23 protein-coding genes are annotated in these 22,197 nt (G+C 66.8%); 15 read left to right on the plus strand and 8 right to left on the minus strand.

Annotated features, from left to right (window positions below):
• Window positions 1–123 precede the first annotated feature (123 nt).
• On the plus strand, window positions 124–372 hold the full coding sequence (locus tag PV773_RS01730; RefSeq protein ID WP_347964673.1) for a DUF1344 domain-containing protein: 249 nt from the start codon (window positions 124–126) through the stop codon (window positions 370–372).
• A 76-nt stretch (window positions 373–448) separates the two neighbouring features.
• On the opposite strand, the gene PV773_RS01735 is transcribed toward PV773_RS01730, so the two are convergent.
• The 4 genes from PV773_RS01735 to PV773_RS01750 all read right to left on the minus strand — a co-directional run bounded on the left by PV773_RS01735 (window position 449) and on the right by PV773_RS01750 (window position 3,413).
• Window positions 449–1,036 carry a histidine phosphatase family protein gene (locus PV773_RS01735; protein ID WP_347964674.1) on the minus strand — a complete coding sequence of 196 codons (588 nt, stop codon included), beginning with the start codon at window positions 1,034–1,036 and terminating at the stop codon, window positions 449–451.
• Window positions 1,037–1,058: 22 nt separating this feature from the next.
• Window positions 1,059–1,877: an enoyl-ACP reductase FabI gene (gene fabI / locus PV773_RS01740; protein WP_347964675.1), complete on the minus strand. Its 819-nt coding sequence runs from the start codon at window positions 1,875–1,877 to the stop codon at window positions 1,059–1,061.
• Window positions 1,878–1,987: 110 nt separating this feature from the next.
• Window positions 1,988–2,944, minus strand: coding sequence for a J domain-containing protein (locus tag PV773_RS01745; protein ID WP_347964676.1), 957 nt, complete (start codon window positions 2,942–2,944; stop codon window positions 1,988–1,990).
• 79 nt (window positions 2,945–3,023) lie between these two features.
• Window positions 3,024–3,413 carry an RT0821/Lpp0805 family surface protein gene (locus PV773_RS01750; protein ID WP_347964677.1) on the minus strand — a complete coding sequence of 130 codons (390 nt, stop codon included), beginning with the start codon at window positions 3,411–3,413 and terminating at the stop codon, window positions 3,024–3,026.
• A gap of 116 nt (window positions 3,414–3,529) precedes the next feature.
• Between PV773_RS01750 and pdxH the strand changes: the two genes are divergently transcribed.
• Entirely contained in the window at window positions 3,530–4,147 is a 618-nt protein-coding gene (gene pdxH, locus PV773_RS01755) for a pyridoxamine 5'-phosphate oxidase (RefSeq protein WP_347964678.1), read from the plus strand.
• Between the two features lie 255 nt (window positions 4,148–4,402).
• Here pdxH and PV773_RS01760 read toward each other — a convergent pair whose 3' ends face one another.
• Entirely contained in the window at window positions 4,403–5,152 is a 750-nt protein-coding gene (locus tag PV773_RS01760; RefSeq protein WP_347964679.1) for a crotonase/enoyl-CoA hydratase family protein, read from the minus strand.
• Window positions 5,153–5,177: 25 nt separating this feature from the next.
• Window positions 5,178–6,956, minus strand: a complete 1,779-nt coding sequence (locus tag PV773_RS01765; protein ID WP_347964680.1) for an acyl-CoA dehydrogenase — start codon at window positions 6,954–6,956, stop codon at window positions 5,178–5,180.
• Window positions 6,957–7,124: 168 nt separating this feature from the next.
• Between PV773_RS01765 and PV773_RS01770 the strand changes: the two genes are divergently transcribed.
• Together PV773_RS01770 and PV773_RS01775 are read left to right on the plus strand one after the other, a co-directional pair.
• Window positions 7,125–7,364: a hypothetical protein gene (locus PV773_RS01770; RefSeq protein ID WP_347964681.1), complete on the plus strand. Its 240-nt coding sequence runs from the start codon at window positions 7,125–7,127 to the stop codon at window positions 7,362–7,364.
• A gap of 159 nt (window positions 7,365–7,523) precedes the next feature.
• Window positions 7,524–8,624, plus strand: a complete 1,101-nt coding sequence (locus PV773_RS01775) for a GH25 family lysozyme (RefSeq protein ID WP_347964914.1) — start codon at window positions 7,524–7,526, stop codon at window positions 8,622–8,624.
• A 98-nt stretch (window positions 8,625–8,722) separates the two neighbouring features.
• Here PV773_RS01775 and purD read toward each other — a convergent pair whose 3' ends face one another.
• On the minus strand, window positions 8,723–10,000 hold the full coding sequence (gene purD, locus PV773_RS01780; protein ID WP_347964682.1) for a phosphoribosylamine--glycine ligase: 1,278 nt from the start codon (window positions 9,998–10,000) through the stop codon (window positions 8,723–8,725).
• A 166-nt stretch (window positions 10,001–10,166) separates the two neighbouring features.
• Here purD and aroC point away from each other — a divergent pair, with 166 nt between their 5' ends.
• From aroC to PV773_RS01795, 3 genes are all read left to right on the plus strand, one after another.
• Window positions 10,167–11,267 (plus strand): chorismate synthase, encoded by a 1,101-nt coding sequence (gene aroC, locus PV773_RS01785; protein ID WP_347964683.1) that lies wholly within the window; start codon window positions 10,167–10,169, stop codon window positions 11,265–11,267.
• An 88-nt stretch (window positions 11,268–11,355) separates the two neighbouring features.
• The gene (gene ribB, locus PV773_RS01790; protein WP_347964684.1) at window positions 11,356–12,453 is read left to right on the plus strand and encodes a 3,4-dihydroxy-2-butanone-4-phosphate synthase; all 1,098 of its coding nucleotides are present in this window, start codon (window positions 11,356–11,358) and stop codon (window positions 12,451–12,453) included.
• Between the two features lie 89 nt (window positions 12,454–12,542).
• Entirely contained in the window at window positions 12,543–13,526 is a 984-nt protein-coding gene (locus PV773_RS01795; RefSeq protein WP_347964685.1) for a hypothetical protein, read from the plus strand.
• Window positions 13,527–13,578: 52 nt separating this feature from the next.
• Here the strand turns inward: PV773_RS01795 and PV773_RS01800 are convergent, their stop codons facing one another.
• A complete protein-coding gene (locus tag PV773_RS01800; protein ID WP_347964686.1) occupies window positions 13,579–14,787 on the minus strand; it encodes an MFS transporter in 1,209 nt (402 codons plus the stop codon).
• A 121-nt stretch (window positions 14,788–14,908) separates the two neighbouring features.
• Between PV773_RS01800 and PV773_RS01805 the strand changes: the two genes are divergently transcribed.
• The 8 genes from PV773_RS01805 (at window position 14,909) to PV773_RS01840 (ending at window position 22,119) form a co-directional block, all read left to right on the plus strand.
• On the plus strand, window positions 14,909–15,514 hold the full coding sequence (locus PV773_RS01805; RefSeq protein ID WP_347964687.1) for a TetR/AcrR family transcriptional regulator: 606 nt from the start codon (window positions 14,909–14,911) through the stop codon (window positions 15,512–15,514).
• Between the two features lie 73 nt (window positions 15,515–15,587).
• Window positions 15,588–16,514, plus strand: coding sequence for a histone deacetylase family protein (locus PV773_RS01810; protein WP_347964688.1), 927 nt, complete (start codon window positions 15,588–15,590; stop codon window positions 16,512–16,514).
• A 3-nt stretch (window positions 16,515–16,517) separates the two neighbouring features.
• Window positions 16,518–16,769 carry an exodeoxyribonuclease VII small subunit gene (locus PV773_RS01815; protein ID WP_018426797.1) on the plus strand — a complete coding sequence of 84 codons (252 nt, stop codon included), beginning with the start codon at window positions 16,518–16,520 and terminating at the stop codon, window positions 16,767–16,769.
• An 83-nt stretch (window positions 16,770–16,852) separates the two neighbouring features.
• The gene (locus tag PV773_RS01820; RefSeq protein WP_347964689.1) at window positions 16,853–17,119 is read left to right on the plus strand and encodes a DUF2277 domain-containing protein; all 267 of its coding nucleotides are present in this window, start codon (window positions 16,853–16,855) and stop codon (window positions 17,117–17,119) included.
• A gap of 50 nt (window positions 17,120–17,169) precedes the next feature.
• Entirely contained in the window at window positions 17,170–18,090 is a 921-nt protein-coding gene (locus PV773_RS01825; RefSeq protein ID WP_347964690.1) for a pirin family protein, read from the plus strand.
• 71 nt (window positions 18,091–18,161) lie between these two features.
• Window positions 18,162–20,075, plus strand: coding sequence for a 1-deoxy-D-xylulose-5-phosphate synthase (dxs, locus tag PV773_RS01830; RefSeq protein ID WP_347964691.1), 1,914 nt, complete (start codon window positions 18,162–18,164; stop codon window positions 20,073–20,075).
• A gap of 41 nt (window positions 20,076–20,116) precedes the next feature.
• The gene (locus PV773_RS01835) at window positions 20,117–20,881 is read left to right on the plus strand and encodes a TlyA family RNA methyltransferase (protein WP_347964692.1); all 765 of its coding nucleotides are present in this window, start codon (window positions 20,117–20,119) and stop codon (window positions 20,879–20,881) included.
• Complete coding sequence (locus PV773_RS01840; protein WP_347964693.1) at window positions 20,878–22,119, plus strand: class I SAM-dependent RNA methyltransferase; 1,242 nt, start codon at window positions 20,878–20,880, stop codon at window positions 22,117–22,119. The genes PV773_RS01835 and PV773_RS01840 overlap by 4 nt, the downstream gene beginning before the upstream one ends.
• The last annotated feature ends 78 nt before the right edge of the window (window positions 22,120–22,197 follow it).

Below are 22,197 nucleotides of genomic sequence, written 5' to 3' on the forward strand. Positions count from 1 at the left end.
CCGTGGTCAAAGCGTGATCGGAGCCGATTTAGTTTTGACACATTCGGTTGGTTTCTGCTTCCCTCCGACCGATCAATGCAAGCACGCCCCGCGACTGCGGGGCTAAGAAGAATGAGGACGATAATGCGTACCCTTATTGGCGCCGTAGCCGCCGTTCTCGCGATCACGGGCGCTGCGCTGGCCGCCGAGGTGGAAGGTCAGGTCAAGTCGATCGACAAGGAAAAGCTGATCATCACCCTCGACAACGGCAAGTCCTACAAGCTGCCGGGTGAATTCGACGTCGCGAACATCAAGCCTGGCATGGACATCATGATCGCCTATGACGAGGTCGGCGGCGAGAACCTGATCACCGACATGGACCTGTCGCAGTAGGAGCCATCTGCGGCTGCTCTGCTTGTCTTGACGCAATTCCGGACCGGAAAGCGCTTCGCGCTTTTCCCGGAATTGCTCAGAGCCAGTCGAGCCGGCCGCCTTCGAGTTTCAGCACGCGGTCCTGGGGAACCTCCAGGGCCGCGGCTCTGTTTTCGGACATGCCTTCGACGAGCCTGAAGATCGCGCGCACCACGCCGCCATGGGTGACGCAGACGGTCGGTCCGGAAATCTCGGCAAACCACGCCGCGACCCGGGCGGTGAGCATTTCATAGCTTTCCGCGCTGTCACCGGGCGGCACGAAGTTCCACTTGTCGAAGCGGCGGGCCTGCGTCGACCCCGGCCGACGGGCTTCCAGTTCCGCGAAGGTATGGCCTTGCCAGTCGCCGAAATGGACTTCGACGAGGCGCGGGTCGGTACGATAGGCGGCGGGCGCCAGCCCCATGGCCGCGCGCGCACGCTCCATGGTCTCGCGGGTCCGCCGCATCGGGCTCGCGACGAAATCGAACCGCAGCGGATCGGCGATCAGTTCGGCCAGCCTGCGGCCGTTGCGGTCGGCCTGGCTGCGGCCGAGCGCGTTGATGTCGGTATCGGCCTGGCCCTGCAGGCGCTGTTCGGCGTTCCAGGCCGTCTGGCCATGGCGCACGAAATAGACGAGTTGCGTCATGGCTGTTCGGTCTGCTGCGGCATCAATCCTTGACGGTGGAGATGTCCGGCGCGTCGACGGCCTTCATGCCGACGACGTGGTAGCCCGAATCGACGTGGTGCACCTCGCCGGTGACGCCGCGCGACAGGTCCGACAGGAAGTAGAGGCCGGAATCGCCGACCTCGTCGATCGAGACGGTGCGGCGCAGCGGGGCGTTGTACTCGTTCCACTTGAGGATGTAGCGGAAGTCGTCGATGCCGGAGGCGGCGAGCGTCTTGATCGGGCCGGCGGAGATGGCGTTGACGCGGATCTTCTTGGGGCCGAGGTCGACGGCGAGGTATTTCACGCTGGCCTCGAGCGCCGCCTTGGCGACGCCCATGACGTTGTAGTTCGGCATGACCTTCTCGGCGCCGTAATACGTCATGGTCAAGAGCGAGCCGCCGTCCGGCATCAGCTTCTCGGCGCGCTGGGCGATCGCGGTGAACGAATAGACCGAGATGTCCATGGTCTTGAGGAAGTTGCCGTGGCTGGTGTCGACGTAGCGGCCGGTCAGCTCTTCCTTGTCGGAGAAACCGATGGCGTGGACGACGAAGTCGAGCTTGCCCCACTTCTTCTCCAGCGTCTCGAACACGGCGTCGATGCTGGCCATGTCGGTCACGTCGCAATGGCCGCAGACGAAGGCGCCGATCTCGGCGGCCAGCGGCTCGACGCGCTTCTTCAGCGCATCGCCCTGATAGGTGAATGCGAGTTCCGCGCCCTGGTCGGCGCAGGCCTTGGCGATGCCCCAGGCGATCGATCGGTTGTTGGCGACGCCGAGAATAAGGCCGCGCTTGCCGGCCATCAGGCCCTGTCCACCCGCCATATGAACGCACTCCTGAAATTGAATGGTTTTCAAGCTGCCCTATCGCATAGGCACCAGCCGCCTTCAAGCTTTCATAAGCCGAACCACCGGTGCCCCGCTCGCAAGGCGCGTCAGCCGGAGGTTTTGCGCACGAACTCGGCCAGTGCCGCATCGCCGCCCTCGGGCAGCATGACGCGCACGTGGACGTAGAGGTCGCCGTGACCGCCGGCCTTCTCGGGCAGGCCGCGGCCCTTGATGCGCAGCACCTTGTCGGAGCTCGACCACTCCGGCACCTTGACCGCGATGCGGCCGGTCGGCGTCTCGACCGCGGCCTTGGTGCCGAGCACCGCGTCGTGCAGGGTGACCGGCAGGTCGGCGTGGAGGTCGCGGCCCTCGACGCGATAGCGCGGATGGCGGCGGAACCGGATCTTGACCAGCGCGTCGCCGGCGCCGCCGAAGCCCTGTTCGCCCTGGCCCTTGAGCCTGATCGTCTGGCCGTCCTCGACAAAGTCCGGCAGCTTGACGGCGATCTTGCGGCCGTCGGGGAACAGCGCCGTCACCTTGGGGGCGGTCGCCGCTTCCTCGATGGTCACGTCGAGGTTGACGTTGATGTCGGCGCCCGGCTGGGCGCGCTGGCCGCCCATGCCGGCACCATGTCCGCCTGCTCCCGGACCGGCGGCTCCATGCCCGCCGGCGCGCTGGCCGAAGGCGTCGCCGAAGATCTGGCTGAAGATGTCGCCCGTGTCGAAGCCGCCCGGTCCCGAGGAACGGAACTCGAAGTGGCTGGCGCCCGGGCCGCCCTGCTGGCGGCGGAACCCGCCGAAGGGGTCGCCGCCGGCGGCACCCTCGAAGCCGTGGAACCGCTGCTTGCCCTCGGCGTCGATCTCGCCGCGGTCGAACGCCGCCTTCTTCTTCTCGTCGCCGAGAATTTCATAGGCCTGGTTTGCGGCCGCAAACCGCTCCTTGGCCTTCGGATCGTCCGGGTTCTGGTCCGGATGATGCTTCTTGGCGAGCTTGCGGAAGGCCGCCTTGATATCCTTGGCCGAGGCGTTCCTGGCAACGCCCAGCACCTCATAGGGGTCGCGCATACGATGAATCCACGCAGAGAAAGGGTTGGTTCCCCCTATATGCGCCTCGCTAGGAAGAAATTCCAGAGGTGAGCGGGCTTCAGGCCGGCTGGAACGACACCATCTGCCAGGCACCGGCGCCGGCGGCGCAAATCTCGCCGGTGAACATGCGCACGCCGTCGAAGCTCTCGCGCGAGGCGGCAAAGCGCCGGCAGAGCACGCCGCGTTCGGTGCTCTCGGAAACCGCGCTGACGGCGCCGCGCGAGCCGGTCTCGGCGTTGGCCCAGGGAATCGCCTGGCCGTTCAGGCCCTCGATGTCGGCGGACGACACGGCGTTGCGGATCGTCGTCTCGTCGGAGAGCCGGCTGGAATCCGCGGCGCGGTCGGGGTCGTCCGGCACGCTGCCGGTCAGGATGCTGCGGTCCACCTCGGCCTTCTCGAGGCTGAAGCCGCCGACGGCGCAGGCGCTGACGGTGGTCAGGCCAAGCAATACGGTGCTCCTTAGGGCCAGCTTGCGGAATCGTGGGAGGCACTGGCCTTCGAAGGCTTGCGCGGGGCGCGGCAATCGGCATTCTCCGGTCGGCATGGGCAGGTCGAGTAAGAGCTATGACGGACACTGAGTTAACAAGCGGTGACTTCACCGAGAGCGCGGAGCCTTTCCGGCTGTTTGCCGCGTGGCTGAAGGACGCGACGGCGAGCGAGCCGAACGACCCCAATGCGGTGGCGCTGGCGACCGTCGACCCCGACGGCCTGCCCGACGCGCGCATGGTGCTGCTCAAGGGTTTCGACGAGCAGGGCTTCGTCTTCTACACCAACTTCGAGAGCGCCAAGGGGCGCGAGATCCTGGCCACGATGAAGGCTGCCATGTGCTTCCACTGGAAGTCGCTGCGGCGCCAGGTCCGCGTGCGCGGACCTGTGGAAATCGTCACCGATGCGGAGGCAGACGCCTATTTCGCCTCGCGCCCGCGCGGCAGCCGAATCGGCGCCTGGGCGTCGAAGCAGTCACGCCCGCTCGAAAGCCGATTCGCGCTGGAGAAGGCGGTGGCCGAATACACGGCCCGCTACGCCATCGGCGAGATTCCCCGGCCGGCCTACTGGTCGGGCTTCCGCATCGTGCCGAGCCAGATCGAATTCTGGCACGACCGCCCCTTCCGGCTGCACGACCGCGTCGTCTTCACCCGCAACGCTGCTGGCGGCTGGGACAAGGACAGGCTCTATCCGTAAGCCGCTCACCGTCCCCGGCTCGTTCAGATCGGCATACCCCCACCCCTGACCCCTCCCCACAAGGGTGAGGGGAAACTTGCGCTATCCGGGGTGCTCAGGCGTTACCAACTGTTCTTGGCGAAGGCGGTGACGACATCGGACCCTCCCCCTTGTGGGGAGGGGGTCAGGGGTGGGGGTAAAGGCCGTCGCGCCGCAGCACGTTGAAGAAGCCCCCGAAGTCCCCCCGCTCTGCATTGCGGATGAGGGTAAATGCCCTCACTTCTTGCGCGTCATGAAGGCCATGAGCGCCGCGCGTGCCTCGTCGGACATGAGGCGGGCGCGGAAATGCTCGCCTTCCTCCTTGATGCGCGCCACCAGTTCCGCGGGGTCGCCGCGCATCAGGTCGCGCGCGATCTTCAGCGCCTGCGGCGGCTTGGCGGCGATCTCGCGGGCGGCGGCAAGGGTGGCGGCCTCGAGTTCGCCTTCGGCGACCACCTTGTAGATCAGGCCGCTCGCCAGCGCGCGCTCGGCCGAGAAGCCTTCTCCGAGGCCGAGCAGGGCGAAGGCGCCCTGGCGACCGAGAATGCGCGGCGCAAGCAGGCTGGAGCCGGCTTCCGGCACCAGGCCGAGATCGACGAAGGGCGTGCGGAAGACCGTGCGCGGCGTGGCGAAGGTCAGGTCGCAATGCAGGTTGATGGTCGTGCCGATGCCGACGGCGATACCGTCGACGCCCGACACGATGGGCTTTTCGACCAGCGCAAGGGCTGCGAGGAAATCCCATACCTCGGTGCCGCCTTCGCCGCCGGTGGCGATCGCCATGAAGTCGGCGAGGTCGTTGCCGGCCGAGAAGGCGCCGGGCACGCCGAGGAAGACATGGACGCGCACCGCGGGATCGGCGTCGCCCGCCTTCAGCGCCGCCGCCATCTCGGCATACATGGCGCGGGTGATGGCGTTCTTCTTGTCCGGACGGTTCATCCGGATGATCTGCACGGCGTCCTGCCGCTCGATGACAATATGGTCGCTCACTTCAGACTGTTCCCTCGTCCAGAATTCAAACCGCAAACAGAGCCTTGGCGGCGTCCGAGAGGCTCGCGGCACCCATGGTGACGCGGTCCCTGAGGGCCGCGGTCTCGCCGAGCATGTTCTCGGCGAAGAAACGACAGAGCGCGATGCGCGCGGCCTCGCCCTCGGCCAGCGCCGCGCGTGCCAGATAGGCGCCGCCGGCGGCGAGCGCGAACAGCCGGAGATAGGGCGTGGCGCCGGCCAGCGCATCGTCCGTTCGGCCGTCCTCGAGCTGCCGCCGCAGGAAGCGCGTGGTCTGCTGCAGGTCGTCGAGCGCCTGCTCGAGGCAGACCGCGGTGCGGCCGTAGTCCTCGCTGTTCAGCGCCGCGACCGCGTTGGCGACCGCGTCGAGCTCGCCGATATAGTCGAAGACGTGGTCGCCATTGCCGAGCGGCAGCTTGCGGGTGACGAGGTCGATCGCCTGGATGCCGTTGGTGCCCTCGTAGATCGGCGCGATGCGGGCGTCGCGCAGCAGCCGCGCCGCACCCGTCTCCTCGATGAAGCCCATGCCGCCATGCACCTGCACGCCGAGCGAGGCGACGTCCACGCCGACGTCGGTGGCGAAGGCCTTGGCCACAGGCGTCAGGAGGTTGGCGCGGTCCTGCCAATAGGCCTTCGCATCGCCCTCCGACGCGCGTGCCAAGTCGAGCGCGTGCGCGCAGGCGTAGGCGATGGCGCGCGCGGTCTGGGTCAGCGCCTTCATGGTCAACAGGTTGCGCTGCACGTCGGGGTGATGGACGATCGGCGCCATGCCCTCGCCGGAATAGGACGAGGCCTTGCCCTGGCGGCGGTCGTTGGCATAGGCGAGCGCCTTCTGGAAGGCGGCTTCCGCCACCGCCACGCCCTGCATGCCGACCGACAGCCGGGCGTTGTTCATCATGGTGAACATGCAGGCTAGGCCCTTGTTCTCCTCGCCGATCAGCCAGCCGATGGCGCCGGGCGTACGGTCCTTGGCGAAGCCGTCGCCATAGATCATGGTGCAGGTCGGCGAGGCGTGGATGCCGAGCTTTTCCTCGATCCCCGAGCAGAACACGTCGTTGCGGGACCCAGGCGTGCCGTCCGCATTGGGCAGGAGTTTCGGCACGAGAAACAGCGAGATGCCGCGGGTGCCGGCCGGCGCGTCAGGCAGCCGCGCCAGCACCAGATGCACGATGTTGTCGGTCAGGTCGTGTTCGCCATAGGTGATGAAGATCTTCTGGCCGAATATGCGGTAGGTGCCGTCGCCGACGCGTTCGGCACGGCTGCGCAGCGCGGCGAGGTCGGAGCCCGCCTGCGGCTCGGTCAGGTTCATCGTGCCCGTCCACTCGCCCGAGACGAGCTTTTCGAGATAGGTGGCCTTGAGCTCCTCCGAGGCATGCTTCTCCAGCGCCTCGATCGCCCCCATGGTCAGCGTCGGGCCGATGCCGAAGGCCATCGAGGCCGAGTTCCACATTTCGAGGGCGGCGACGCCGAGCATGATCGGCAGCCCCTGGCCGCCGAAATCCTCGGGGGCGCTGAGGCCGTTCCAGCCGCCTTCGGTCCAATGCCGGTAGAGTTCCTTCCAGCCGGGCGGCATGGTCACCGCCGCGTCCTTGAGCCTGGCACCCACCTTGTCACCGATCTCGTAGAGCGGCGCGACCTCCTCGGTGGCAAAGCGCCCCGCCTCGGAAAGGATGGCGTCGACCAGATCCTCGCCGAGATCGCCGAAGCGTCCCGCATCCAGCGCCGCCTTCAGCCCGGCAACATGCTTCAGGGCAAACCCTATCTCTTCCACCGGCGCGCGGTACATGACGCTCTCCTCCTGCTGATGGGCACCGTGGCCGCAGGCCACTTGCACCGCACACTAACCGCCTTCGATCTGGGAGGGGAAGCTCCTTTTTACGTAAACGTCAAATTTTGGGGCCGTACTTGCACTAAAGTCGGGCCTTGCTAGAAGGGAGCAACAAGGAGGTTCGCCATGCTCGCCCGTCCCGATCCCTACAGCTGTATCGAGTGCGGCCTGCCGTACCGTTCGGAAGGCTTCTGGTATCATGGCGGCAAGGTCGAGGAAGACGCGGCCTACTGGACCGATCGCGGCATATTGTGCTCGCCGAAATGCTCGCTGACCCATTTCCGAAAGCGCCAGGCGGAAGGCAGCCTTCCGACCGAACCCGCCTCCGACCCGTTCGAATTCGCGGCCCCGAGCCGGTTCAGGTAGCAGCGGCCGCTTTCAACCCTAGGGCGGTGGTGCTTTATCAGCATTTCCTTAACCATGCGGGTTCAGGATCGGTTACCGGTCACCGAGGGTCGCCTTTTGAGGGGATTGGCGTCTAAGCTGCAGAAATTTGCGTTCGCCGCGCTGCTCGCCGCGGGGACCATGCACGGGACGGGGAAAGCTGCCGAGCAGGACTTTTCCGAACCCTGGAAGAAGACCGACCGGGCACTCGTCGTCGACGCCTACGAATACAATTCCATCGACTGGCAGAAGCTCTCCGGCGACAAGCGCATCGTAGGCTTCATCAACAAGGGCTCCGACGGCCTGCCGCCGCCCTACGCCTGCTCGGGCACCGAAACCGAAATCCGGCTGTGCAAGGCGCTGTGGAAGCGTCATGCGGTGGCGCGCGAACTGTTCCACACCCGCAAGGTCGTGGCCAAGGCGCTCGGCCTCGAATGGGGCGCCTACCATCTCGGCCGTCCCGGCAATCCGATCGAGCAGGCGCAGAATTTCCTCGATTTCGCCGAGCCCGGTCCCGACGACCTGATGGCGCTCGACATCGAGGATAACGACCCGGAAAAGTGGATGTCGCTCGAGGATGCAGAGATATTCGTGCGCTACATCTTCCAGCGTACCGGGCGTTATCCGATCCTCTACACCAACGGAGCGACCTCGCGGTACATCGCCGACAACCGCTACCGCTACCGCCTCCTGTCGCGGCTTCCGCTCTGGTACGCGCGCTACAAGCCGGAGATCGGCATTCATTTCCCGAAGGGCAACTGGCAGGGCTACACGCTGTGGCAGTTCTCGGCACAGGCCAATTGCGGCGAGCGCCGCTGCCCCTATCGCGTCGCCGGCACGGGCAACGACATCGACGTCAACGTCGCGCCGATGGACGCGGATGCGCTGCGCAACGCCTGGCCGTTCGGCTGGCTCATCGAGGCCACCGACGTATTCGTGGCGAGCGTGCCGGTGCCGATTGCCCGCGACGACGGTGTGAAGGGCGAGAGCCGGATTCGCTACGCTTCGGTCGCCTATCCGGTACGGCTCGACCTGCTTGCGAACGCTTTGCGATCGAGCTGGAACAAGGCGGTGCTGGGCACGGTACCGGCCGTGAAGGCGCTCGGCAGCCGCTATGCCTATGGCATGGCCGAATATGCCGCCGTCAAGCTGGAGAGGCGCGTGCGGGCCGTCGCCTACCGCAGGGCCGATCTCGATCCGGTATCGACGGCCTCGACCGAACTCGACCGCCCGGCACGATAGAGCGTTTCCGCTTTTCTTCGAATCGCGGAAACACTCTATCTCTTTGTTTTGACGCAATTCCGGACGGAAAACCGCTGCGCACTTTTCCTGGAATTGCGCTAGCCGTTGTTCTCGCGCTCGACCGCGCGCCAGCCGATGTCGCGGCGGCAGAAACCTTTCGGCCAATCGATGAGGTCGACCGCCTGGTAGGCCTTGGCTTGCGCTTCGCTGACGTTGCCGCCCGATGCGGTGACGTTGAGCACGCGGCCGCCATTGGCGACCAGCTTGCCGTCCTTCAGCGCCGTGCCGGCGTGGAACACCTGGGCGCCGGAGGCTTCGGCCTTGTCGATGCCCGAAATGGCAGAACCCTTTTCCGGCGTGCCGGGGTAGCCCCGGGCGGCCATCACGACGGTCAGCGCGGCCTCGTCGCGCCAGCGGGCCCAGACGTGGCTCAGCTGGCCGTCGGCGGCGGCGTTGAGCAGGACCAGAAGGTCCTCCTTCAGCCGCATCATCAGGACCTGGCATTCGGGATCGCCGAAGCGGGTGTTGTATTCGATGAGCTTCGGGCCCTTGTCGGTCAGCATCAGGCCGGCGAACAGCACGCCGGCAAATGGCGCGCCCATCTCGGCCATGCCGCGCATGGTCGGCTCGACGATCTCGCGCATGGTGCGCTCGACCGTCTCCGGGTCCATGACGGGCGCCGGCGAATAGGCGCCCATGCCGCCGGTGTTGGGACCGACGTCGCCGTCGCCGACGCGCTTGTGGTCCTGCGCCGTGCCGAAGGGCAGCGCCGTCCTGCCGTCGCAGAGGCAGAAGAAGCTCGCTTCCTCGCCGGTCATGAACTCCTCGACCACCACCGAGGCGCCGGCGCCGCCGAAGGCGCCCTCGAAACAGGCGTCGACAGCTTCGAGCGCCTCGTCGAGCGTCATCGCCACCGTCACGCCCTTGCCGGCGGCAAGGCCGTCGGCCTTGATGACGATCGGCGCGCCCGTCTTCTCGACATAAGCGCGGGCCGAGGCCGCATCGTCGAAGCGGCCGTAGGCTGCCGTCGGAATGCCGTAGCGGGCGCAGAGATCCTTGGTGAAGCCCTTCGAGCCTTCGAGCTGGGCGGCGGCCTTCGACGGTCCGAAGACGCGGATGCCATGGGCGCGCAGATCGTCGCCGATGCCGGCGACCAGCGGACCCTCGGGGCCGACGACGACGAGGTCGATCGCCTTCTCCTTGCAGAACGCGGCCACCGCGGAATGGTCGGCGACGTCGAGCGCCACCAGCTCGGCCTCCTGCGCGATACCGGGATTGCCCGGCGCGGCATAGAGCCTGGTCAGCATCGGCGACGCGGCGAGCTTCCAGGCGAGTGCGTGCTCGCGACCGCCGGAACCGATAAGGAGGACATTCATGCGGCAATTCCCCGTCCTGCAAGAGCCGCCCCTCCGCTATGGCCGTTGATGCCGCGGGTCAAGGCTTGGCGGTCGCTTTTTGGATGGGCGTCCGCCGCGCAAATCAGCAATTTCCCTTTTCGAGGGCATGCGCTAGAAGGCGGCGGTATCCTGGAAAGGCCAGTCCATGTCGCACAACACTTTCGGCCATCTGTTCCGCGTCACCACCTGGGGCGAAAGCCACGGGCCGGCGCTTGGCTGCGTGGTCGACGGCTGCCCGCCCGGCATCCGCTTCACGCTGAAGGACATCCAGGACGAGCTCGACAAGCGCAAGCCGGGCCAGTCGCGCTTCGTCACCCAGCGGCGAGAGCCCGACGAGGTCAAGGTGCTCTCGGGCGTCATCCTGGACGAGGACGGCGAGACGCTGATTTCGACGGGCACGCCGATCTCGATGATGATCGAGAACGTCGACCAGCGCTCCAAGGACTATGGCGAGATCGCCCGGCAGTTCCGGCCGGGTCACGCCGACTACGCCTATGACGTCAAATACGGCCTGCGCGACCATCGCGGCGGCGGCCGCTCCTCGGCGCGCGAGACCGCCGCCCGCGTTGCGGCAGGTGCCATTGCCCGCAAGGTCGTGCCGGGCCTGGTGGTGCGCGGCGCGCTCGTGTCGATGGGCACCAAGTCGATCGACCGCGCCAACTGGGACTGGGATTTCATCGGCGATGCCGAGAACCCGTTCTTCACGCCCGACCGCGCCTCGGTGCCGGTGTTCGCCGAATATCTCGACGGCATCCGCAAGGCGGGTTCGTCGGTCGGCGCCGTCATCGAGATCGTCGCCGAGGGCGTGCCGGCGGGGCTGGGCGCGCCGATCTACGGCAAGCTCGACCAGGACATCGGCTCGAACCTGATGTCGATCAACGCCGTCAAGGGCGTCGAGATCGGCAATGGCTTCGAGGCCGCGCGCATCACCGGCGAGGAGAATGCCGACGAGATGCGCATCGGCAATGACGGACAGCCCAAGTTCCTGTCCAACCATGCCGGCGGTATACTGGGCGGCATCTCGACCGGGCAGGCGGTGATCGCGCGTTTCGCGGTCAAGCCGACCTCGTCGATCCTGACGCCGCGCAAGTCGATCGACAAGGACGGCAAGGAGGTCGACGTCATGACCAAGGGCAGGCACGACCCCTGCGTCGGCATCCGCGCGGTGCCGATCGGCGAGGCCATGGTTGCCTGCGCCATTGCCGACCACTATCTGCGCCATCGAGGACAGACGGGAAGGATCTAGGGGGTAGGGGAATAGGGCAGTAAGGCAGTCGCCGACATGTACTGCCCTATTGCCCTGCCTTACTCCCCTCCGAGAAGAGAGAAACGCCATGCCATACGACCAGAAGAAAGTAGTCGAAGCGCTGAGGGCCTTCGAGCGCGGTGAGATCGTGGTCGTGATGGACGACGACGGCCGTGAGAACGAGGGCGACCTGATCGTCGCGGCCGTCCACTGCACGCCGGAGAAGATGGCCTTCATCGTGCGCCACACTTCCGGCATCGTCTGCACGCCGATGCTGAAGGAGGACGCCCGCCGGCTGAACCTCGCGCCGATGGTGGCCGACAACGACTCGGCCCACACCACCGCCTTCACCGTCAGCGTCGACTTCAAGCATGGCACCACCACCGGCATCTCGGCCGAGGACCGCACGCTGACCGTGCGCAACCTCGCCAATCCCAATGTCGGCGGCGGCGACTTCGTGCGGCCGGGCCACATCTTCCCGCTGATCGCCCGCGAGGGCGGCGTGCTGATGCGCTCGGGCCACACCGAGGCCGCGGTCGACCTGTGCAAGCTCGCCGGGCTGCCGCCGGTCGGCGTGATCTCCGAGCTGATGAACGACGACGGCACGGTGATGCGCGGCCCGCAGGTCGCGGCCTTCGCCGAGAAGAACGGGCTGAAGCAGGTGTCGGTCGCCGACCTGATCGCCTATCGCCAGCGCCAGGAGACGCTGATCGAGCGTGTCGACACGTTCGACATCGAGACGCCGGCCGGCAAGGCCAAGGCGATCACCTACACGCTGCCCTGGGACGTGATGCACCACCTCGCCATCGTCTTCGGCGACATCCGCGACGGCGAGGACGTGCCCGTGCGCCTGCACACGGAGGACGTGGTGACAGACGTGTTCGGCACCAGCAACCGCCTGGCCGACATCATGAAGACGTTCGGCGAGTGCAACCGCGGGGTGATCGTCTACCTGCGCGAGGGTTCGGTCGGCGTGTCCAATCTCGGCCGCAACCGGCCTTCGGCCGAACGCGAGGACCACGAGGAGGCGCGGCGCCGCGAGGACGAATGGCGCCAGATCGGCCTCGGCGCCCAGATCCTCAAGGATCTCGGCATCTCGTCGATCAACCTGGTCTCGTCGCGCGAGCGCCAGTATGTCGGCCTCGAGGGCTTCGGCATCCGCATCGCCAAGACTGAAATCCGCTAGCCGGGAGCCAAGAGCCCGGGGCCGACGCGGCGATTGACTTCCGCCCGCGTCGGCGCATTCTCGTGCCGTCTCTTGGGGGCGAGTCGGCTATGTGGGATTTCGACATCGGCAAGAGCCTATCGATCATGGCGCGTACGTGGCCTTTCATCGTGCTGCGCATGGTCGTCTATTTCGGCATCACGCTCGCCTACATCGTGGCCACGGGCGCGGGCGCCGGCGTCGGCTACGGCGTCGGCCAAATCGCCTCCGACCCCGACGGGCCGGTGTCCTTCGCGCTGTGGGGCGGCATCGCCGGCTTCGGCGTGGTTTCCGTCGCCGTCTACTGGGTGCGCGAATACATCCTCTACCTGGTCAAGGCCGGGCATATCGCGGCCATGGTGCATCTGATCGACGGGCGCGAGATCCCGGGTGGTCAGAACCAGATCGCCTATGCCCGCGAAGTTGTGACCGAGCGCTTCAGCGAAGCCAGCATCCTGTTCGTGCTCGACCAACTGGTGAAGGGTGCGGTCCGCGCGATCACCGGGCTCATCGGCGGGATCGCGGCGTTCCTGCCCATCCCCGGCCTCGATGGGCTGGTCAGGTTCGTCAACACGGTGATCCGCATGTCGCTCACCTATGTCGACGAGATCATCCTCGGCTACAACATCCGCATCGGCAGCAATTCGCCCTGGCAGACGGCGCGGCAAGGCGTCGTGCTCTACGCCCAGAACGGCAAGACCATGGTCAAGAACGCCGTCTGGCTCTCGCTTTTCGTCTGGGTGGTGTCGCTGCTGATCTTCCTGTTCATGCTGGCCCCTGCCGGGGCCATCCTCTACTTCATGCCGGGCCAGCTCGCCGGCTGGGCCTTCGTGCTGGCGATCGTGTTCGCCTGGGCCTTCAAGGCGGCGTTCATCGAGCCCTTCGCCGTGGCATCGCTGATGCAGGTCTACTTCCGGGTCATCGAGGGCCAGGTGCCCAACCCGGAATGGGACCGGAAGCTCGAAGAGGCTTCGTCCAAGTTCCGCGAACTGAAGGAAAAGGCCTTCGGTTCGGGCGAGGCCTCGCGCTGGGACGGCGCGCCGCGCCGCGTCTGACGCAGCGCGTGCGGCCGGCGATGCCTGTTGCGGCACAGCCGGCCGGTTCCGGCTACTCCGCGGCCACCGGTGAGGGCGCGCGGACGCCGCGATGCAGCTTTCCCTGGCCGACGAAGGTGATGATCAGGGCGACGAAGCCGGCGGCAAGCGAGATCATGAAGCCGCTGGTCGGGCCGAGCACGTCGATGAACCAGCCAGAGGCCGACGAGCCGGCGGCCATGCCTATGGAGATGCCGGTGATCGCCCAGGTCATGCCTTCGGTCAGCTTCGTCGACGGCACGAGTTTTTCCACCAGCGCCATCGACAGGATGATGGTCGGCGACACCGCCAGGCCGGCGAAGAAGAACACGACGGCGAGCGTGGCGATGTTGGAGACCATCATCAGCGGCAGGGTCGTCAGCGCCGCCAGCGCGATCGCCATCAGCAACTGCCGGGCAAGCGGCATCCGGATCTTCAGCGCGCCGAAGGCGAGGCCGGCGACCAGCGAGCCCGCGGCATAGGCCGACAGCGCGAAGCCGGCGGCAGCCTTGTTACCCTGGCCCTCGGCGAAAGCCACAGCCGTCACCTCGGCCGTGCCGAAGATCGCGCCGATGGCGATCAGCGTCAGCACGATGACCTGCAGCGAGCCGAGCCGGATCACCGAGGCGCCGTCGCTCCTGTTGCGTGCTTGGACGGGCGGCTCGGTCGCCGTCTGCGCCGCAAACAGCATGTTGCCGATGGCGAGCAGGACGGTTGCGACCAGCGGACCCGCCTCGGGGAAGACGCCGACGCTGAGCCCGATGGCAACGATCGGGCCGGTCATGAATATGACCTCGTCGACCACAGATTCGAAGGCGAACGCCGTGTGCAATTTGGGCGTGCCGCTATAGAGCGCGGTCCAGCGCGCCCTTATCATCGCGCTCATGCTCGGCATGGCGCCGGCAAGCACCGCGAAGGCGAACAGCAACCAATTCGGCGCGCCGTAGCGGGTGGCCAGAATGAGCCCGGTCAAGGCGGCGACGGTCAAGAGCGTGCCGGGGATGATGATCCTGCGCTGGCCGAAGCGGTCGACCAGCCGCGAGACCTGCGGCGCGATGAGGGCATTGGAGAAGGCGAAGGTCGCAGCCACCGCACCGGCCAGCCAATATTCGCCGTGGGTTTCGGAAAGCATGGTGACAATGCCGAGCGTGATCATCGACAGCGGCAGGCGGGCGATGAAACCTGCTGCCGAAAAGGCCTTCGCGCCAGGCGCGGTGAAGATCTCGCCATAGGGGTTTGGCATGGGAATATCCTGGAATTTCCGCCGCATGGCACTTACATACGGCGCGTATGTGAGTTAGTTAGGGGCGCAAGCTGGAAATGTCAATTCACATACATTGCGTATGTCATTTAAGGGTTTGCTGATGCACAAACCGCGCAAGGAGATGATCGCCGAGACGCGCGCCAAGCTCACGGCCGCCGCGCGCCACGCGTTCGGCACGGTTGGCTACGCCGATGCGTCGATGGACGACTTCACCGCCGCGGCGGGGCTGACGCGCGGCGCGCTCTACCATCATTTCGGCGACAAGAAGGGGCTGCTGGAGGCGGTGATCCTGCAGATCGACGCCGAGATGTCCGAGCGGCTGTGCGCGGTCGCCGCCCGGGCCGAAGCCCCCTGGCAGGGCTTCGTCGACGAGTGCATCGCCTACCTCGAAATGGCGCTGGAGCCGGAAATACAGCGCATCATGCTGCGCGACGGCCCCGCCGTGCTCGGCGATCCCTGGAACTGGCCGACCCAGAGCGCCTGCATCCGCGCGATGACCGACAGCCTGCGCAGGCTGGTCGAGGACGGGACGCTGGTCGACATCGATCCCGAGGCCGCGGCGCGGCTGATCAACGGCGCCACCATCCACGCCGCCCAGTGGATCGCCAATGCCGACGATCCCAAGGCCGTGGCGCCGAAAGCCGTGAAGGCCACCAAGGCGATGCTCGAAGGCCTGCGCGCAAGGGACGGCGCGGCTGCCGGGTGAAGCCCGCCCATTTTCCCCAGGGCTTTGGCAGGTAGTGCGTGGTCTGGCCGACCATTGCTGATAGAGTGGGGCGATGACCACGCGGCTCTACACCCATCCGATCTACCTCGAACACCTGACGCCCGCCGGCCATCCCGAGCGGCCTGACCGGCTGCGCGCCATCCAGCGCGTGCTCGACGACGAGCCTTTCGAAACGCTCGACCGCGTCGAGGCGCCGGACGGCGACGAGCAGACGATTCTCTACGTCCATCCCGAGCCCTTCGTCGAAGGCATCCGCCGCAGGGTGCCGGAGGAGGGCATGGAGCGGATCGACGGCGACACGGTGCTGAGCCCGAAGAGCTGGCAGGCGGCGCTGACGGCGATCGGTGCCGCCAATGCGGCCGTCGACGACGTTTTCGCCGGCAAGGCCGACAACGTCTTTGTCGCCTCGCGCCCGCCGGGCCATCACGCCGAAAAGACCACGGCGATGGGCTTCTGCCTGTTCAACAACGCGGCGATCGCGGCGCGACATGCCCAGAGACGGCATGGTGTCGAGCGCGTCGCCATCGTCGACTGGGACGTGCACCACGGCAACGGCACGCAGGACGTCTTCTGGCAAGATCCGAGCGTGCTTTACTGCTCGACCCACCAGATGCCGCTGTTTCCGGGCACCGGCGCGAGGAGCGAGACCGGCGTCGGCAACATCGTCAACGCGCCGCTGTCGCCCGACACCGGCAGCGACCATTTCCGCGAGGCGTTCCGCTCGCGCGTGCTGCCGGCGCTGGACAATTTCGCACCGGATCTGATCATCGTTTCGGCCGGCTTCGACGCGCATCACCGCGATCCGCTGGCCGAGATCAACCTGACCGAAGCCGATTTCGACTGGGCGACGGGGCAATTGATGGACCGCGCCGCGCGGCATTCGTCGAACCGCCTCGTCAGCCTGCTCGAGGGCGGCTATGACCTGCAGGGGCTGGCCTTCTCGGTTGCCGCCCACGTTAAACGCCTGATGAAAGGATGAACCATGGCCGTCGAGCCCAATGACGAAATCAAGGCGATGAGCTTCGAGCAGGCGCTGGCCGCTCTGGAAAAGATCGTCGACGACCTCGAGCGCGGCGACGTGCCGCTCGACCAGTCGATCAAGATCTACGAGCGCGGCGAGGCACTGAAGGCGCATTGCGACCGGCTGCTGAAATCGGCCGAGGACAAGGTCGAGAAGATCCGCCTGTCGCGCGACGGCAAGCCCGTCGGCACGGAGCCGCTCGACGCCGAGTGACCGGCGGCGGAATGGCTTGACGTCGCGGTATGTTGCGCCCAGTTAAGGGGTGCCCATAGGTTGATGAAGCCCGGGAGCAGGCGATGTGCCGCAACATCAAGACACTGTTCAATTTCGAACCGCCGGCGACGCATGACGAAATCCGCGACGCGGCACTTCAGTTCGTCCGCAAGCTGAGCGGATCGACGAAGCCCTCGAAGAAGAACGAAGAGGCGTTCTTCCTCGCGGTGGACCGGATTGCCGACGCCGCGCACGAGATGCTGCATGCGATGGAAACGCACCAGCATCCCCGCAATCGCGAGGAGGAGGCAGCCAAGGCGAAGGCGCGCTCGGCGCTGAGGTTCGCCTGAGTGGACCGGCTCCGGCGACAACCACGCTTCAACCAGCTCAGGATGCAGCCATGAGTTTCTTCCCAGCCGAAGACCCGACACCGGGCGATGCCTTCTCCTGCGACCAGATCGAACTGATGGTCGTGCCCAACGCCAAGGACATAGACGGCTTCCAGGTTCGCCGCGCGCTGCCCACTGCCAAGCGCCGGCTGGTCGGGCCGTTCATTTTCTTCGACCGCATGGGGCCGGCGATCCTCAGGGCAGGGCACGCGCTCGACGTGCGTCCGCATCCGCATATCGGCCTCGCAACCGTCACCTATCTGTTCGACGGCAAGATCAGGCACCGCGATTCGCTCGGCACCGAGATGGTGATCGCGCCGGGCGACGTGAACCTGATGACCGCCGGCCGCGGCATCGTGCACTCCGAGCGTACGCCCGAGGAGCTGCGAGGCGCGCCGATGTCGATCTCGGGCCTGCAGACCTGGCTGGCGCTGCCAGACGCCAGGGAGGAGATGGCGCCGCTGTTCGAGAACACGGCCGCCGCCGGGTTGCCGACCTTCGACGGCGACGGCGCTTCCGGCCGCCTCATCATCGGCGAGTTCAAGGGCGTCAAATCGCCGGTGCGCCAGGCTTCCGATACGCTCTATGCCGACATCCGGCTGGCCCCGGGCGCCAGGATCAAGATCCCGGCCGATGCCGAGGAGCGCGCGATCTACACCCTGGGCGGCGAGATCGACATTCTGGGCGACCGCTTCCCGATCGAGCGGCTGCTGGTGTTCCGTCCCGGCGACGAGATCGTGGTGTCGTCGGAGCGTGGCGCCCACTTCATGCTGTTCGGCGGGGCGTCGCTGGGCACCAAGCGCTATATCTGGTGGAACTTCGTCTCTTCCTCGAAGGAGCGCATCGAGCAGGCCAAGAATGAATGGAAGACCGGCCGCTTCGATATCGTTCCAGGCGATGAGGAGGAGTTCATCCCGCTGCCTGAGGGGTGAGCGCGGTACCGCCACGCATTTACTTTCCAGGCCCGTCGCCGTATCTGCCGAAGTTCAACTGGTGCGGATTGATGAACGCAAAGCCCGAAACGCCACTGCTCGACAAGATTCGCCTGCCGGCGGACCTGCGTGCGCTGGACGAAGCCCAGCTGCCGCAGCTCGCCAGCGAACTGCGGGCGGAACTGATCGACGTCGTGTCGCAGACCGGCGGCCATCTCGGCGCGGGCCTCGGCGTGGTCGAGCTGACGGTGGCGCTGCACTACGTCTTCGACACGCCGGACGACCGCATCATCTGGGACGTCGGCCACCAGGCCTATCCGCACAAGATCCTGACCGGCCGGCGCGAGCGCATGCGCACGCTGCGCCAGGAGGGCGGGCTCTCCGGCTTCACCAAGCGAGCCGAGAGCGAGTACGACCCGTTCGGCACGGCGCATTCGTCGACCTCGATCTCGGCCGGCCTCGGCATGGCCGTGGCGCGCGATCTCCAGGGCGGCAGGAACAACGTGATCGCCGTGATCGGCGATGGCGCGATGTCGGCCGGCATGGCCTATGAGGCGATGAACAATGCCGGCGCGCTCGACGCCCGGCTGATCGTCATCCTCAACGACAACGACATGTCGATCGCCCCGCCCGCCGGCGCGATGAGCGCCTACCTGGCGCGTCTCGCCTCGGGCCGCACCTATGCGGGCGTGCGCGAACTCGGCAAGAAGCTGACCTCCTATCTCGGCCGCCGCGTCGACCGCGCCATCACCCGCGCCGTCGAGCATGCGCGCGGCTTCGTCACCGGCGGCACGCTGTTCGAGGAGATGGGCTTCTTCCACATCGGCCCGATCGACGGCCACAATCTCGAGCATCTCGTGCCGGTGCTGAAGAACGTGCGCGACAACGGCACCGGGCCGGTGCTGATCCACGTCGTTACCCAGAAGGGCAAGGGCTATGCCCCGGCGGAAGCCGCCGCCGACAAGTATCACGGCGTCAACAAGTTCGACGTCATCACCGGCGCCCAGGCCAAGGCGCCGGCGAACGCCCCGAGCTATACCAAGGTGTTCGCCGAGAGCCTGATCCAGGAAGCGCGCGAGGACGACAAGATCGTCGCCGTTACCGCGGCCATGCCCTCGGGCACCGGCCTCGACCTGTTCGGCCAGGCGTTTCCGTCGCGCACCTTCGACGTGGCGATCGCCGAGCAGCACGCGGTGACGTTTGCGGCAGGCATCGCGACCGAGGGCTACAAGCCGTTCGTGGCGATCTACTCGACCTTCCTGCAGCGTGCCTACGACCAGGTGGTGCATGACGTGGCGATCCAGAAGCTGCCGGTGCGCTTCCCCATCGACCGCGCCGGCTTCGTCGGGGCCGACGGCCCGACCCATTGCGGCGCTTTCGACACCGCCTATCTCGCGGCGCTGCCCGATTTCGTGGTGATGGCAGCAAGCGACGAGGCCGAGCTGCGCCACATGGTGCGCACGGCGGCCGAGTATGACGAAGGCCCGATCTCGTTCCGCTATCCGCGCGGCAACGGCGTCGGCGTCGACATGCCCGAGCGCGGGCAGGTGCTGGAGATCGGCAAGGGCCGCATCGTCAAGGAAGGCACCAAGGTGGCGCTGCTGTCCTTCGGCACGCGCCTCAAGGACTGCCTGCTCGCCGCCGAGGAGCTGGGCGCGGCCGGTCTCTCGACCACGGTTGCCGACGCGCGCTTCGCCAAGCCGCTGGACGAGGACCTGATCCGCCGCCTGGCGCGCTCGCACGAGGTGCTGGTGCTGGTCGAGGAGGGCTCGGTCGGCGGCTTCACCAGCCAGGTGCTGGATTTCCTCGCCCGCAACGGCCTGCTCGACAGCGGCCTCAAGGTCAGGCCGATGACGCTGCCCGACCGCTTCGTCGACCACGCCAACCCCGACAAGATGTATGCCGACGCCGGGCTCGATGCCGCAGGCATCGTGCGGGCGGCATTCGCGGCGCTGGGCAAGTCGGTGCGGGCGGCGCGCGCCTGACCGGCGCTTGCGTTGCGGCTGCGCATTCGCCATTGAAGGCCATGGAAACATCTAGGCAAGCAAGCGCCGGCCTTAGGCTCGACGAGCTGCTCGTCAGCCGTGGGCTGTTCGCCAGCCGCTCGCGCGCCCGCGACGCGGTGGCGCGCGGTGCCGTGACGGTCGACGGCCAGCCGGCCAGGAAGCCCGGCCAGACGGTGTCGGCTAGTGTCGAGATTGCCGTCGACGACCCGGCACGGGCCTATGTGTCTCGCGCGGCCCTCAAGCTGATCGCAGGCCTCGACCATTTCGGCTTCGATCCGGCGGGCACCCAGGCGCTCGACATCGGCGCCTCCACCGGCGGCTTCACCCAGGTGCTTCTCGAACGAGGGGCGGCGCACGTGGTCGCCATCGATGTCGGACACGGCCAGATGGACGAGGAGCTGAAGGCCGATCCACGCGTCACCTGCCGGGAAGGGCTGAATGCGCGCAATCTCGTGCTCGACGATCTCGACGGCCGCCGGCCGGATTTCTTGGTCTCGGACGTGAGCTTCATCTCGCTCAGGCTGGCCCTGCCCAATGCGCTCGAACTGGCTGCAGACGGAGCCAAAGGCGTGTTCCTGGTCAAGCCGCAATTCGAGGCGGGGCGCGAGGCGATCGGCAAGGGCGGCTTGTTGAAGAACCCGGCGGATGGCCCACGGATGGCCGAGGAATTGCGCGCCTGGCTCGACGCGATGCCCGGCTGGCGGGCGCTTGGTATCTGTGCCTCGCCCGTCGAAGGCGGCGACGGCAATCATGAATTTCTGCTCGGCGGAGTGAAGGATCGATGACGGTGCGTTTCGAGATCGCGCGGCTGGGCGGACATGGCGACGGCGTCGCCGACGTCGATGGCGGCCATGTCTTCATCCCCTTCACGCTGCCCGGCGAGACGGTGACCGCGGCGCGCGACAAGGACCGCGCGCAACTGCTGGCCGTGCTGGACGCATCGCCGGAGCGCATCGCACCCGCCTGCAGGCACTTCACCGAATGCGGCGGCTGCGCGATCCAGCATATCGAGGACGGCGCCTATCGCGAATGGAAGCGCGGGCTGGTGGCCCATGCGCTGAAGGGCAGGGGCATAGATGTCCAGGTTGGCGAATTGGTTGCTTGCCCGCCGCAAAGCCGCAGGCGCGCGGCCTTCACCGCGCGCAACACCGAGACGGGGCTCCACCTCGGCTACAACAAGGCGTTTTCCCACACCCTCGTCGATATCGAGGAATGCCCGGTCCTGCTGCCGTCCATCGTCGAGGCGGCGGGCACCTTGCGGCACCTTGCCGGGATCATTTCCAACACCTCCAAGCCTTTCAAGTTCCTGGTCACTGCCACCGAGACCGGTTTCGACGTGGCGGCTGCCGATTGCGGCAAGCCGACCGAAGCGATCCGCCGCGCCGCGACCGATTTCGTCGTCAAGTCCGGGATCGCCAGGCTTTCCATCGACGGCGAGATCATCGTCGAGCCGGTCAAGCCGACGCTGTCCTTCGGTTCCGCAATGGTGACCCCGCCTCCCGGCGGCTTCGTCCAGGCGGTCGCGGCTGCCGAGGAGGCTATGGCCGGGCTCGTCGTGGAACACCTGCGCAAGGCCAAGAAGGTCGCGGACCTCTATTCCGGCTGCGGGACATTCTCGCTGCGTCTCGCCGCGAAATCCGAGGTCCATGCGGTGGAAGGCGATGCCGCGTCGCTCACAGCCCTCGACCGCGGCTTCCGCTTCGCCAGCGGGTTGAAGCGCGTGACCGTCGAGCGCCGCGACCTCGACCGCCGGCCGCTGACCTTCAAGGAACTCAACGCTTTCGACGGCATCGCCTTCGATCCGCCGCGGGCAGGGGCCGAGGACCAGTGCAAGCAGATCGCCCGCTCCGACGTGCCCTATGTCGCGGCCGTGTCGTGCAACCCGGCGACGCTGGCGCGGGATCTCAGGATCCTCATCGACGGCGGCTACACGCTGAAGAGCGTCACGCCGATCGACCAGTTCCTCTGGTCGCATCACGTCGAGGCGGTGGCGTTGCTGGAGAAGCCGAAGCGGCGGCGCTAGCCGCTGCCACGGCCGGGCCGTGCTGAGGCTCGAACGGTAAACTCTACACTGCAAGTCAGCCCTCGGCTGGCATCTTGC

The sequence above is a fragment of the Mesorhizobium sp. CC13 genome, from assembly GCF_039907765.1.
Lineage (GTDB): Bacteria > Pseudomonadota > Alphaproteobacteria > Rhizobiales > Rhizobiaceae > Aminobacter.

Excerpts from the sequence above, each read along its gene's own strand:
- PV773_RS01730 (WP_347964673.1), top strand. The coding sequence starts at position 124 with ATGCGTACCCTTATTGGCGCCGTAGCCGCCGTTCTCGCGATCACGGGC.
- PV773_RS01735 (WP_347964674.1), bottom strand. The coding sequence starts at position 1,036 with ATGACGCAACTCGTCTATTTCGTGCGCCATGGCCAGACGGCCTGGAAC.
- fabI (WP_347964675.1), bottom strand. The coding sequence starts at position 1,877 with ATGGCGGGTGGACAGGGCCTGATGGCCGGCAAGCGCGGCCTTATTCTC.
- PV773_RS01745 (WP_347964676.1), bottom strand. The coding sequence starts at position 2,944 with ATGCGCGACCCCTATGAGGTGCTGGGCGTTGCCAGGAACGCCTCGGCC.
- pdxH (WP_347964678.1), top strand. The coding sequence starts at position 3,530 with ATGACGGACACTGAGTTAACAAGCGGTGACTTCACCGAGAGCGCGGAG.
- PV773_RS01765 (WP_347964680.1), bottom strand. The coding sequence starts at position 6,956 with ATGTACCGCGCGCCGGTGGAAGAGATAGGGTTTGCCCTGAAGCATGTT.
- PV773_RS01770 (WP_347964681.1), top strand. The coding sequence starts at position 7,125 with ATGCTCGCCCGTCCCGATCCCTACAGCTGTATCGAGTGCGGCCTGCCG.
- PV773_RS01775 (WP_347964914.1), top strand. The coding sequence starts at position 7,524 with ATGCACGGGACGGGGAAAGCTGCCGAGCAGGACTTTTCCGAACCCTGG.
- purD (WP_347964682.1), bottom strand. The coding sequence starts at position 10,000 with ATGAATGTCCTCCTTATCGGTTCCGGCGGTCGCGAGCACGCACTCGCC.
- aroC (WP_347964683.1), top strand. The coding sequence starts at position 10,167 with ATGTCGCACAACACTTTCGGCCATCTGTTCCGCGTCACCACCTGGGGC.
- ribB (WP_347964684.1), top strand. The coding sequence starts at position 11,356 with ATGCCATACGACCAGAAGAAAGTAGTCGAAGCGCTGAGGGCCTTCGAG.
- PV773_RS01795 (WP_347964685.1), top strand. The coding sequence starts at position 12,543 with ATGTGGGATTTCGACATCGGCAAGAGCCTATCGATCATGGCGCGTACG.
- PV773_RS01800 (WP_347964686.1), bottom strand. The coding sequence starts at position 14,787 with ATGCCAAACCCCTATGGCGAGATCTTCACCGCGCCTGGCGCGAAGGCC.
- PV773_RS01805 (WP_347964687.1), top strand. The coding sequence starts at position 14,909 with ATGCACAAACCGCGCAAGGAGATGATCGCCGAGACGCGCGCCAAGCTC.
- PV773_RS01810 (WP_347964688.1), top strand. The coding sequence starts at position 15,588 with ATGACCACGCGGCTCTACACCCATCCGATCTACCTCGAACACCTGACG.
- PV773_RS01815 (WP_018426797.1), top strand. The coding sequence starts at position 16,518 with ATGGCCGTCGAGCCCAATGACGAAATCAAGGCGATGAGCTTCGAGCAG.
- PV773_RS01820 (WP_347964689.1), top strand. The coding sequence starts at position 16,853 with ATGTGCCGCAACATCAAGACACTGTTCAATTTCGAACCGCCGGCGACG.
- PV773_RS01825 (WP_347964690.1), top strand. The coding sequence starts at position 17,170 with ATGAGTTTCTTCCCAGCCGAAGACCCGACACCGGGCGATGCCTTCTCC.
- dxs (WP_347964691.1), top strand. The coding sequence starts at position 18,162 with ATGAACGCAAAGCCCGAAACGCCACTGCTCGACAAGATTCGCCTGCCG.
- PV773_RS01835 (WP_347964692.1), top strand. The coding sequence starts at position 20,117 with ATGGAAACATCTAGGCAAGCAAGCGCCGGCCTTAGGCTCGACGAGCTG.
- PV773_RS01840 (WP_347964693.1), top strand. The coding sequence starts at position 20,878 with ATGACGGTGCGTTTCGAGATCGCGCGGCTGGGCGGACATGGCGACGGC.